This is a genomic window from Neisseria dentiae (assembly GCF_014055005.1).
Classification (GTDB): Bacteria; Pseudomonadota; Gammaproteobacteria; order Burkholderiales; family Neisseriaceae; genus Neisseria; species Neisseria dentiae.
On record NZ_CP059570.1, the window covers coordinates 1,200,747 to 1,212,641 of the forward strand.

Genomic DNA, 11,895 nt, shown 5'->3' on the forward strand with positions numbered 1-11,895 from the left:
TTGCAAAGGTCTCAAGCTAAAACTTTTGCAACATCCAAAAAATCCGCCCTGCCTGAAGCCGTTTCAAGCAGGGCGGAATCATTGGCCGTTTTGCCGCGCCGTTACAACTTATCCGCCAAACGGCCGTCGGTCATGGTCATCACACGGTCGAAGCGGGCGGCCAATTCGTCGTCGTGGGTAACCACAACCAAGCTGGTGCCCAACTCGCTTTTCAGCGCCAACATCATATCCAGCACGTTTTGTGCGTTTTTGCGGTCGAGGTTGCCGGTCGGCTCGTCGGCCAGTAGGCATTTGGGGCGGGTAACCAGCGCACGGGCAATGGCGGCGCGCTGGCGTTCGCCGCCGGAAAGTTCGCTCGGACGGTGCAGCATACGCGCTTTCAAGCCGACTTTTTCCAACATTTCCGCTGCCTGCGCTTCGGCTTCGGCTTTTATTTTTTTGCCGATTAAAAGCGGCATCATCACGTTTTCCAACGCCGAAAACTCGGGCAACAGATGATGGAACTGATACACAAAACCCAAATAACGGTTGCGCAAATCGCCCAACTGTTTCTGGTTCAGCTTGCCCAAATCGTTGCCCATCAGGTTCACGCTGCCCGAAGTGGGCATATCCAAGCCGCCGAGTATGTGCAGCAGCGTCGATTTGCCGCTGCCCGAAGCACCGATAATACTCACGCTTTGGCCCTCGGCCACTTGCAGATTAAGGCCGTTGAGCACCTGCACGTTTAACGCGCCGTCGTTATAGCTTTTAGCCACCCCGTTGCAGCCCAACACAATATTATTCATAACGCAAAGCCTCCGCAGGTTGGGTTTTCGCCGCCCGCCAACTCGGATACAGCGTGGCGATAAAGGCCAGCGCCAGCGAGATGGCGGCAATCACCAGCACATCGTCGGGATTCACGTCGCTGGGCAGGTAGTCGATAAAGTAAATCTGCGAGTTAATCAGCTGCATACCGAACAAATCTTCAAAAAACGCCACGATACGCCCCACGTTCATACCCAGCAGCACGCCGCAAACCACGCCGATCAGGGTGCCGAAAAAGCCGGCAAACGCACCCTGCACCATAAAGATTTTCATCACACCCGCAGGCGGCAGGCCCAGCGTGCGCAAAATGGCGATATCGGCCTGTTTTTCGGTAACGGCCATCACCAGCGACGACACCAAATTAAACGCCGCCACGGCGATAATCAGCGTTAAGATGATGAACATCATACGTTTTTCCAGCTCCACCGCTTCAAAATAGCTGCGGTTGGAAAACGTCCAGTCGCGCGCCCACACTTTGTCTTTCTGCGCCTGCGGAACCAAATCGCGGGTAAACGCGGGCGCATTCTGCGGATCGGCAAGTTTGATGCGCAAACCGCCCACGCCGTCGCCCAAACGGTAGAGTACTTGGGCGTCTTTGATGTGCGTCATCGCCAGCGAGTTATCCACTTCGTACACGCCCGTTTTCACGATACCCACCACGTTGAACTGCTTCAGGCGCGGCACCACGCCGGCGGGGGTAACGTTGCCTTCCGGCGTAATCACGGTAACTTTGCCGCCTTTTTCCGCGCCGAGCGCCTCGGCCAAACCTTCGCCGAGAATAATATCGAATTCACCGGGCTTCAAATCGTTGAAGCTGCCCACCGGCATATCTTTGCCGTAATCCACCACGTTTTTTTCTTCCTCGGGCAACACGCCGCGAAGCTGCACGCCGCGTACTTCGCCCGAGTTGGCCAGCAACGCCTGATCGGCAACATAAGGGGCGGTTGCCAAAACTTCTTTGCGCCCTTTCACAAAGCCGCGCAAACTCTGCCAGCTCTCGCCGTTGCCGGTGTCGTAATAGCCGATTTCGGCGTGCGGCGCCACGTTCAGAAGCTGGCCGCGGATTTCTTTCTGAAAGCCGTTCATCACCGACAGCACCACGATCAGCGCGGTTACGCCCAACGCAATGCCCGCAATCGAAATCATGGTAATAAACGACATAAAACCGTTGCGCTTTTTGGCCCTGAGGTAACGCAAACCGATCCAAGTTTCTAAAGAAGCCATGTGCAAAAGCACCCTTTATCCAATTAAAATAAGCGCGCATTGTACCTTATTTACCGCTAAACTTCTTTAAGAAGGGTAGCCGCTTTGCCAATAAACGCACGATTGCGCTAAAGCGGGGGCTGCAAACCCCGACCGAATGCCGCTCAAAAGCCTGGAAGATATTTTTGCAAAGGCCTCAGCTCACGAAAACACTTGCGTCATGCCCGGGCTTGACCCGGGCATCTTTTTGTTTCAAAAGAAATACCAGATACTCGGGTCAAGCCCGAGTATGACGACGGTTGGATATTTCAGACGGCCTGCCCTAAGGCCGTCTGAAATACTTAAAACCCGCCATTAGCTTTATCAGATGGTCATTTGAATTTTGCAAAGATTCCATGCTGCAAACTTGCAAAGGCTTCAGGCCGTCTGAAAACAACCGCGGCCCGGTTTCGGAGCGGCGTGGTTTTCAGACGGCCTGAATGCAACCCGAAGGTTTCTATCGACTCAGATATACTCCACCTGCACAATATCATACTCGCGCACGCCGCCCGGGGCCTGCACTTCGGCCACGTCGCCCTCTTCCTTTCCAATCAGGGCGCGGGCGATGGGCGAGCCTACATAGATTTTGTTTTCTTTGATGTCGGCCTCGTCTTCACCGACGATTTGGTAGCGCACGCGCTCTTCGGTGTCCAAATCTTCCAGCGTTACCGTCGCGCCGAACACCACTTTGCCTTCGGCATGGATTTCTGCGGGGTTGATGATGTGGGCGATGGAAAGTTTGTGTTCCACTTCCGAAATACGGCCTTCGATAAAGCCTTGGCGTTCTTTGGCCGCTTCGTATTCGGCGTTTTCCGACAAATCGCCGTGCGAGCGCGCCTCGGCAATCGCTTCAATCACTTCGGGGCGGGCAACGCTTTTCAGATGTTGCAACTCTGCTTTTAACAATTCTGCACCGCGCACGGTTAACGGAATTTTCTGCATGGATCTATTCTCCGTAAAACGGCTGTTCAGCCGTAGAAATACTGGCCGGAAAACAGCGGCATAACCTTTCAACATAACCGCTGTTTCCGCAAATAAAAATACAAGCCGCCAAAAAACGGCGGCTTGCTCGAAAATCATTTGTGAAAGCGTGATTGTATCTAAAAACAACCGCGCGGGCAAAGTTTTCCGCGTTTGTCGGGAAAATGTGTTGCACGGTTTGAAACGCCCGCGCAAAAAGGCATTTCCGAAATACGGCGCAAGCGTTTTAAAGCCGGCAAGGGTTTAGGCCGAACCGGCCGTCTGAAACCTGCGCGGCGGCCCGTTATGCTTTATCCGCGAACCTGGCCGTTGCCCAGCACCACCCATTTCTGCGAGGTCAGCCCGTGCAGGCCGACGGGGCCGCGCACGTGGATTTTATCGGTGGAAATGCCGATTTCCGCGCCCAAGCCGTATTCGAAACCGTCGGCAAAGCGGGTGCTGGCGTTTACCATCACGCTGGCGCTGTCAACCGTGCGCAGGAAGGTTTGCGCATCGGTGTAGGATTCGGTAACGATGCTGTCGGTGTGGTGGCTGCCGTGGGTATTGATGTGGGCAATGGCTTCGGCCAGGCTGTCCACCACTTTAACCGCCAGTATGGGGGCGAGATATTCGGTGTCCCAGTCTTCGCTTGAGGCCGTCTGAATACCGGGCAGAATGGCCCTCGTGCGGGTACAGCCGCGCAACTCCACACCTTTTTCAGCATATTTTTCGGCCAGCGGCGGCAGGATTTCGGCGGCGCGGCTTTCGTGCACCAGCAGCGTTTCCATGGTGTTGCAGGTGCCGTAGCGCGAGGTTTTGGCGTTAAAGGCAATGTCCAGCGCTTTTTGCACGTCGGCGGCGCGGTCGATATACACATGGCAGATGCCGTCGAGATGTTTGATCACGGGCACGCGTGCCTCCGCGCTGATGCGCGCCACCAGCGATTTGCCGCCGCGCGGGATAATCACGTCGATTAAGTCGGGGCTTTGCAGCATCGCGCCCACGCTTTCGCGGCTGGTGTTTTCAATCAGGCGCACGGCATCGGCGGGCAGGCCGTTTTCACGCAGGGCTTGGGTGATCAGTTTGGCAATGGCCATATTGCTGTGAAAAGCCTCGCTGCCGCCGCGCAACACGCAGGCGTTGCCCGACTTCAGGCATAAGGCGGCGGCGTCGATGGTAACGTTGGGGCGCGATTCGTAAATCATGCCGATCACGCCCAAAGGCACGCGCATTTTGCCGATTTGCAGGCCGTTGGGGCGCAGGCGGAATTCGTCCATCTCGCCCACGGGGTCGGGCAAAGCAGCCACTTGGCGCAAGCCTTCGCACATATTTTCAACCGCGTTTTCGGTCAGCTTCAAACGGTCGAGCATCGACGGCTCCAAGCCTTTGGCGGCGGCCTGCTCCATATCTTGCGCGTTGGCGGTGATAATTTCCGCGCTGTGCTGCCGGATCAATTCGGCCATGCGTAGCAGCGCGGCGTTTTTCTGCGCCGTAGTGGCAGCGCCCATGTCATAAAAAGCCTGTTTGGCGGCGGCGGCGGTTTGGCGGACGTAATCGTGAATGTTCTGCATAATGGCTCGGCGTTAACGGTAAAGTTGCGGTGGCACGGCTTCGGGCGCATCGTCGGCAGGCCCGAATCTTTGCCAAACCGGATGCAAACGGCAGTTTGGCGGGGTTTCACTATAAGGCCGTCTGAACGCGATTTCAAGCGGTATTATTTTTTGCCGCGCCGCCGCATCTGCCTTGCGGTATAGAAAAAAACCGATTCGCTATATAATGCCGCCCTAACTTTTTCAAAACGCCCCGCCATGTCCGAACTATTCGCCCCTGCCGCCGTTTCCGTATCCGAACTGAACGCCTTAGCCAAAAGCCTGCTGGAAGAAAACCTGTTCGGCCTGTGGGTGGCGGGCGAAGTATCCAACCTCACCCGCGCCGCCAGCGGGCATTATTATTTCTCGCTGAAAGACAGCCGCGCACAGGTGCGTTGCGCCATGTTTAAAGGCACGGCGGCGAAACTGCCCGCCCCGCTGAAAGAAGGCGACCACATCGAACTGACCGGCAGAATCGGCATTTACGAAGCACGCGGCGAATTTCAGATTACCGTGAACGAAGTGCGGCTCAAAGGCTTGGGGCAGCTTTACGAAGCCTATGAAAAGCTGAAAGCCAAGCTGCAAGCAGAAGGTGTGTTTGCGGCAGAACGCAAAAAGCCGCTGCCCGCCCATCCGCGTGTTATCGGCATTGTAACCAGCTTGGCGGCCGCGGCTCTGCGCGACGTGGTGTCCACCCTGAAACGGCGCGCGCCGGAAATCCCCGTTATTATTTATCCTACCGCCGTACAAGGCTCAGGCAGCGAATTGCAGATTGCCCAAGCCATTCAAGCGGCCGGCCAACGCAATGAAGCCGATGTGTTGATTGTGTGCCGCGGCGGCGGCAGCATTGAAGATTTGTGGTCGTTTAACGAAGAAATCGTCGTGCGCGCCATCGAGGCCTGCCCGATTCCGGTGGTCAGCGGTGTCGGACATGAAACCGACTTCACGCTGGCCGACTTCGTTGCCGACGTGCGCGCACCCACACCCACCGGCGCAGCCGAGCTGGTCAGCCCCAACCGCTTGGAATCGCTGCACAAACTGGCGCAGGCGCAAGGCCGTCTGAAAACCGCTTTGCAGCAGCGTTATTACGATGCCAGCCAGAAAACCGACTGGTTCGCCCGCCAAATCCGCCACCCGCAGCAGAAACTAAACGAGCAGCGCGCTCAACTGCACACGCTGGCGCAATCGCTGCGCTTTGCCATGCAAAACAACCACCGTTTCCACGCACAACGGTTTGCCCGCCAACAACAGCAGCTGGCCCACCTGTGCCCCGATGTTTCCGGCGCTGCGCGCGATGTGCAAAGTTTTCAGACGGCCTTAAAGCAGCATTGGCACAACCTGCTCGCCAACCGCCGGCAACTGTTGGAAAAACAGGCCGCCTTGCTCGAAGCGGTGTCGCCGCAGCATATTCTCGAACGCGGCTTTTCGGTGGTGAAAAACAGCCGCGGCCAAGTCATCCGCAGCGCGGCGGCCTTGAAACAAGGGCAGAAGCTGCACATCACATTTGCCGACGGCGCAACCGATGTGCGCGTTACCGGCGAAACGGCACAGCCTGATTTGTTTGATTATTCGTAAATCCGTTCATTGTTTTGAAAAAACAGAGATACCCGGGCCAAGCCCGGGTATGACGGTAATGGGATGTTTCAGACGGCCTGAAACATCCCATTACTGTCGTTGCGCGGCACAACGGAAAAGCAAAAACCAAGCCCTTCGGATATCCCGAAGGGCTTGGAAAATATGGCACGCCCACGGGGAATCGAACCCCGGTTACCGCCGTGAAAGGGCGATGTCCTAACCGCTAGACGATGGGCGCGGATAAAATAATTTGTGGCGCACCCGGAGCGATTCGAACGCCCGACCCTCTGGTTCGTAGCCAGATACTCTATCCAACTGAGCTACGGGTGCGTGCTTCACCGCTTCGTGTTTGCCGTGAATCAAGAACGCGAATAATATGGCAACACGGTTTGTTTGTCCAGCGGTTTTTCTAAAAAAAAATCTATTTTTTTGATTTTATATCGAATTTAATTTGCCTCAATAAAAGTTTTTTAGACAGCCCAAACTGTGGCTTGAGGCCGTCTGAAAACTTTTTAATATTCCACCGTCCAGCTTACGCTTTCTCCGCCCCGCATCGGCACCAGCGCATCACCGTTGCCGAACGGCACTTTGGGTGCAACCTGCTGGGGGCGTTTCACCAGTGTGATGGTGCGCGGGTTTTCGGGCAGGCCGTAGAAGCGGGCGCCGTTTTTCGAGGCGAAGGCTTCGAGTTTGTTTAACGCACCGGCGTTTTCAAAAATTTCGGCGTATAGCTCGATGGCGGTGGCGGCGCTGAACATGCCCGCGCAACCGCAGGCATTTTCTTTGGCGGATTGGGCGTGCGGCGCGGAATCGGTGCCCAAAAAGAATTTGTGCGATTTTTCGCCGGTTACGGCCGCCACCAATACCTTGCGGTGGCTTTCGCGCTTGAGCACGGGCAGGCAGTAATGGTGCGGGCGCACGCCGCCCACCAGCAAGTCGTTGCGGTTGAGCAGCAGGTGCTGCGGGGTAACGCTGGCGGCTACGTTGTCGCCCGCCTCCATAACCAAGCGGGCGGCGTCGGCGGTGGTGATATGCTCGAACACCACTTTCAGGCCGGGCACTTTTTCTAACACAGGCTTCATCACGCGCTCGATAAACACGGCTTCGCGGTCGAAAATGTCGATTTCGGGGTCGGTAACTTCGCCGTGCACCAAAAACAGAATGTTCTGCGCAGCCATTTCTTCCAAAACGGGAATCAGTTTGAACAAGTCGGTTACGCCCGAATCGGAATTGGTGGTTGCGCCTGCGGGATAGAGTTTGAACGCGACAATACCGGCGGCTTTGGCTTCGCGCACAAGCTCAGGCGTGGATTTGTCGGTGAGGTAGAGCGTCATCAGCGGCTCGAAAGTGCTGCCTTCGGGCAGGGCGGCCAAAATGCGCTGTTTATAGGCCAGCGCGTCGGCCACGCTGACCACCGGCGGTTTCAGGTTGGGCATAATCACGGCGCGCCCCATCTGGCGGGCGGTAAACGGCAGCACGGCTTTGAGGGCTTCGCCGTCGCGCAGGTGCAGGTGCATATCGTCGGGCTGGATAATGGTTAAGGTTTGCATGATATTCCTTTGTTTCTGTATTCAATAATATTTAGATACTTTGATTGCATTAGGCCGTCTGAAACTTTTTCAGACGGCCTGATGCCGTTACGGATTCACAACCGGGTTTAACCCCAGCGGCCGGCGGCTGAGATGGAGCGCCAGTTGCGCGGGCACATGCCCGGAAGGCGACGTGTTGGCGGTCAGCAGGATTTCTTCGCTGCTGCCGGAATCCAAACGGGTATAAACCAATTGACGGAAAGGAAACGGCGAGGAAACGCTGTTTTCCGAACGGAACCGCGCCGCCGCCCCTTCCCCGCCCTGTTCGGCCATCGCCACAACATCGCGGCGGGCGGCGGCTTCGTCGGCAACGGCGGTTTTAACGCTGCACGAAGCGGGCGCGGTGCTGAGGTAAAACACAGCACCGTTGCGCTCTGTTTGCCACACGGCTTGCGCGTCCGGCTCCATCATGCCCGCCGGCAGTTTTTTCACGGCTTCGGCACTTAAAGGCTGCAAGTTGTGCTGCCGCGCCCATGCTGCCGTGCGCTGCGCATTGCCGCCGTGCGCGACACAACCTTGTGCGAACAGCCGCACGGCTTCGGCGGAATAAGCGGCCGCCTGCTCCGGCGCAACGCCGCTCTGCCCGCAGGCAGCCAGCAAAACCGCAAACACGGGCGGCAGCAGGCGGAAAACAACGGTGTTCATTTCAGACGGCCTTATTTGTGTTTGACAACCAGCTTGAACACGCCGCCGGATTCGGAAGATTCCAACAGCACATGGCCGGTTTGGCGGCAAAAGGCGGCGAAATCGTCGGGCGCGCCGCCGTCGGTGGCCAATACGGTAAGAATATCTTCGGCCTGCATCTGCGCCAGCGCTTTTTTGGCGCGCAGAATCGGCAGCGGGCATTTCAATCCGGTTACGTCTAAAGTTTGTGCGTTCATAATGGGAAGCTCGTTTTCGGGTCGGGCATTATTATACGCTGCACAAGGCGTTTGCTTAAACTTTATAGCGGCTTAAATTCAAAATAGGACAAGGCGCCAAGCCGCAGGCGGTACAGGCGGTACGGCAAGGCGGAGCAACGCTGCACGTGTTGAATTTAAGCCACTATAAATATCGGATTTAAGCCAGCTCGGCCAGCCAGTTGCGCGGCTTTAAAAAGTCGTTCAAACGCGCTTCGGGCGAGCCTGCTTCAGGCGTATAGGCATATTCGAAACGCACCAGCGGCGGCATCGACATCAAAATGCTCTCCGTGCGCCCGCCGCTTTGCAGGCCGAACAGCGTGCCCCTGTCCCACACCAGATTAAACTCCACATAACGGCCCCGGCGGTAAAGCTGGAAATTGCGCTCGCGCTCACCGAATACCGTATGTTTGCGGCGCGCCACAATCGGCAGATAAGCTTCGATGTAGCCTTCGCCGACGGCGCGGATAAAGTTCAGGCAGGTGTCGAACGGCCAGCGGTTCAAATCGTCGAAAAACAAGCCGCCCACACCGCGTGTTTCGCCCCGGTGTTTCAGATAAAAATATTCGTCGCACCATTGTTTGTATTGCGGATAAACTTCGCCGCCGAACGGGGCGCACACGGCGGCTGCGGTTCGGTGCCAATGCAGAATATCCTCTTCAAACGGATAAAACGGCGTTAAATCGAAGCCGCCGCCGAACCACCACACCGGCTCCCTGCCTTCAGGATAAGCAATAAAAAAGCGCACGTTGGCATGGCTGGTGGGCACATAGGGGTTTTTCGGGTGAATCACCAGCGACACGCCCCCCGCCTCAAACGGCGCACCCGCCAGCTCGGGGCGGTGCGCGGTGGCCGAAGCAGGCATGGCGCCGCCTTTCACATGCGAAAAATTCACCCCCGCCTGCTCGAATACCGCGCCGTTTTTCATCACCCTGCTCTCGCCCGTGCCGAGCTTGCTCTGCCAGCAATCGGCAATAAAACGCGCCCCGCCGTCTTCTTCTTCGAGCGCCGCGCAGATTTGGTGTTGCAGGTTTTGCAACAAGGGCAATACCGATTCCGTGTGCATGATGGTTCCTTAAATTATTTGTGGCTGTCCTAGATAACTAGGATAAATCGTTCTTTACTAATTGTTTTAAAATAAAAATTTGAGACTTTATTTCACTGTTGTTGAAACGCCATTCGCACTCCTTTAAATACAGCTCAAAATACTCTTTGGGAATACCGTTAAACTTACGTAAATGTCGTTTTGCCTGATTCCAAAAGTTCTCAATCCCATTAATGTGATTTTGTCGTTCTGTAAAATGTATACTGTGATTGATACGAAAGTGGCGGAATTCACCCACATCAAGTACATCATAACTTTTGTAGCAATCAGTATAAACAATGCTATCCGGCTTTATTTGTTCGCGGATAATCGGCAGTAACGTAGCTGTTTGTGTATTCGGCACGGTAACCGTATAAACTTTGCCTTTGCGTTTCAAAAGACCGAATACAGCGACTTTGCCGACAGCACCGCGTCCGCGTTTGCCTTTGCGTTGCCCGCCAAAATAACTTTCATCAATTTCTACATTCGCCATCAAACATTTCCAAATGCGGGCTGTTTTGATAGATGAGTAATCACAGACGATGAAAATAATAGGCGGCAGTATTTTTGTTTACACCAACCAGTTCGGCAGCTGTCCGTGCTGTAACGCCTGCTACAAATAGTTCGATGAGTTTGTTTTGTTTGTAGTGGCTTCAACGGCTTTTTCTCATAGGGATTATTCTAACTGAATTTGAATTTCCCTAGGGTTTGTCGACATTCAAGTTTACCTTAATTTCAATACGGCAGCAGCAAGGTAAATATTGGCAGCAAAAGATTGGTCGGTTTTTTCTGCGCGCATCGCAATCTTTTTGAATTCTTTGAGTTTGCAAAAAAGTTCTCAATCAAATGTCGCCAGCAATACATCATCTTGTCGTGTTCCCGCTGCAATTTGCGGTTGTTACGCGGCGGAATAACCACCTTACTCCCCCTTTCGGTCAACTCTTCGACCAGCCAGTCGGCATCAAAGGCTTTATCCGCCAATAAAGCATCAAATTCCTTTTCTTTAATCAGCGGTTCTACGCCGCAAATGTCATTGCGCTGACCAGGCATCAGTTTGAAGTCAATCAGGTTCCCCAAAGCATCCACCATAGCCAAAATCTTGGTCGTCATCCCGCCTTTGGATTGGCCGATGGCCTGATTTAGAGTCCCCCTTTTGCACCCTGACCGTGGCGGTGAACTTTGACAATTGTGCCGTCAATCATGACATACTCCATATCGAGATCACGGTTCAGTTCTTCAAAAATATCATGAAAACGGTCGGCCAAGACCCATCTGCGGTAGCGTTTGTGGATACTTTTCCAATTACCGAACTCTTCGGGCAGATCGCGCCAAGGACTGCCGGTACGGATAATCCATAGTATGGCTTCTATAAATAATCGGTTATCGACAGCGGTTCGGCCGGCATCGCCAACTTTTCCTTGGCATAAAGGCTCAATTTTTGCCCACTGTGCATCGGTCAGAATATATCTGGTCATGAGGATAGGATACACTGAAAACTTGAATGTCGACAGACCCTAGAGCCTATAATATATGTATCCGCGATATTGCATTATACCTGAACTTCATTCGATCACCTTTTCACCATTTCAAAAATAATAGGCACTTGATACTTTCACTCATGTTTCTTCTTAACCTATTTCCACAATACCATGAACAGTTGATGCCCTCGGTTAATGGTGTTCGCGGGCATGGTTGATGGTGTATTTCGGGATTTCCACCACCAAATCTTCATCCGCCACTTTGGCCTGGCAGCTCAGACGCGATTCGGCCTCCAAGCCCCATGCCTGATCGAGCAGGTCTTCTTCGATTTCGCTCGGCTCCTCCAAGCTGTCGAAGCCTTTGCGCACGATAACGTGGCAGGTGGTGCAGGCGCAGGATTTTTCGCAGGCGTGGTCGATTTCGATGTCGTTGTCGAGCAGCAGGTCGCAGATGGTTTGCCCTTGCGGGGCGTTTTCTATGGTTTTGCCTTCTGGGCAAAGTTCGGCATGGGGGAGTACGGTTACTTTCGGCATGGTGTGTCGGTTCTTTCTGGTGATATTTTTGATTGAATAAGGTTTTCAGACGGCCTGTAAAGGCTTAATGATATAGTGAATCCACTTACTTCGGTACAAGGCAGCAAGCCGAAGACAGTACAGATAGTACGGAACCGATTC

10 protein-coding genes, 2 tRNA genes and 2 pseudogenes are annotated in these 11,895 nt (G+C 54.5%); 1 reads left to right on the forward strand and 13 read right to left on the reverse strand.

Features of this window, described 5'->3' with window-relative positions:
* Positions 1-101: 101 nt before the first annotated feature.
* The 4 genes from lolD to H3L92_RS05675 all read right to left on the reverse strand — a co-directional run bounded on the left by lolD (position 102) and on the right by H3L92_RS05675 (position 4,577).
* Complete coding sequence (lolD, locus tag H3L92_RS05660) at positions 102-785, reverse strand: lipoprotein-releasing ABC transporter ATP-binding protein LolD (RefSeq protein WP_085364764.1); 684 nt, start codon at positions 783-785, stop codon at positions 102-104.
* On the reverse strand, positions 778-2,028 hold the full coding sequence (locus H3L92_RS05665; RefSeq protein ID WP_085364763.1) for a lipoprotein-releasing ABC transporter permease subunit: 1,251 nt from the start codon (positions 2,026-2,028) through the stop codon (positions 778-780). Before H3L92_RS05665 ends, lolD begins: the two co-directional genes overlap by 8 nt.
* Before the next feature lie 483 nt (positions 2,029-2,511).
* Positions 2,512-2,988: a transcription elongation factor GreA gene (gene greA, locus H3L92_RS05670; protein WP_085364923.1), complete on the reverse strand. Its 477-nt coding sequence runs from the start codon at positions 2,986-2,988 to the stop codon at positions 2,512-2,514.
* A 329-nt stretch (positions 2,989-3,317) separates the two neighbouring features.
* Entirely contained in the window at positions 3,318-4,577 is a 1,260-nt protein-coding gene (locus H3L92_RS05675) for a glutamate-5-semialdehyde dehydrogenase (protein ID WP_085364762.1), read from the reverse strand.
* Between the two features lie 237 nt (positions 4,578-4,814).
* On the opposite strand from H3L92_RS05675, the gene xseA reads away from it, so the two are divergent.
* Positions 4,815-6,170: an exodeoxyribonuclease VII large subunit gene (gene xseA, locus H3L92_RS05680; RefSeq protein ID WP_085364761.1), complete on the forward strand. Its 1,356-nt coding sequence runs from the start codon at positions 4,815-4,817 to the stop codon at positions 6,168-6,170.
* 163 nt (positions 6,171-6,333) lie between these two features.
* On the opposite strand, the gene H3L92_RS05685 is transcribed toward xseA, so the two are convergent.
* The 9 genes and pseudogenes from H3L92_RS05685 to fdx form a co-directional block, all read right to left on the reverse strand.
* Positions 6,334-6,408: transfer RNA gene (locus H3L92_RS05685), tRNA-Glu, on the reverse strand.
* Positions 6,409-6,423: 15 nt separating this feature from the next.
* A tRNA-Arg gene (locus tag H3L92_RS05690) sits at positions 6,424-6,500 on the reverse strand.
* Between the two features lie 182 nt (positions 6,501-6,682).
* Positions 6,683-7,720 (reverse strand): dihydroorotase, encoded by a 1,038-nt coding sequence (gene pyrC / locus H3L92_RS05695; protein WP_085364760.1) that lies wholly within the window; start codon positions 7,718-7,720, stop codon positions 6,683-6,685.
* 87 nt (positions 7,721-7,807) lie between these two features.
* On the reverse strand, positions 7,808-8,404 hold the full coding sequence (locus tag H3L92_RS05700; RefSeq protein ID WP_085364759.1) for an NMCC_0638 family (lipo)protein: 597 nt from the start codon (positions 8,402-8,404) through the stop codon (positions 7,808-7,810).
* 11 nt (positions 8,405-8,415) lie between these two features.
* Positions 8,416-8,640, reverse strand: coding sequence for a sulfurtransferase TusA family protein (locus tag H3L92_RS05705; RefSeq protein WP_085364758.1), 225 nt, complete (start codon positions 8,638-8,640; stop codon positions 8,416-8,418).
* A 178-nt stretch (positions 8,641-8,818) separates the two neighbouring features.
* Positions 8,819-9,724: an oxygen-dependent coproporphyrinogen oxidase gene (gene hemF / locus H3L92_RS05710; RefSeq protein WP_115336321.1), complete on the reverse strand. Its 906-nt coding sequence runs from the start codon at positions 9,722-9,724 to the stop codon at positions 8,819-8,821.
* A gap of 37 nt (positions 9,725-9,761) precedes the next feature.
* Positions 9,762-10,371 (reverse strand): annotated as a pseudogene (locus tag H3L92_RS05715) (IS1595 family transposase).
* 95 nt (positions 10,372-10,466) lie between these two features.
* Positions 10,467-11,217 (reverse strand): annotated as a pseudogene (locus H3L92_RS05720) (IS5 family transposase).
* A gap of 195 nt (positions 11,218-11,412) precedes the next feature.
* Positions 11,413-11,754, reverse strand: coding sequence for an ISC system 2Fe-2S type ferredoxin (gene fdx, locus H3L92_RS05725; protein ID WP_085364756.1), 342 nt, complete (start codon positions 11,752-11,754; stop codon positions 11,413-11,415).
* Between the last annotated feature and the right edge of the window lie 141 nt (positions 11,755-11,895).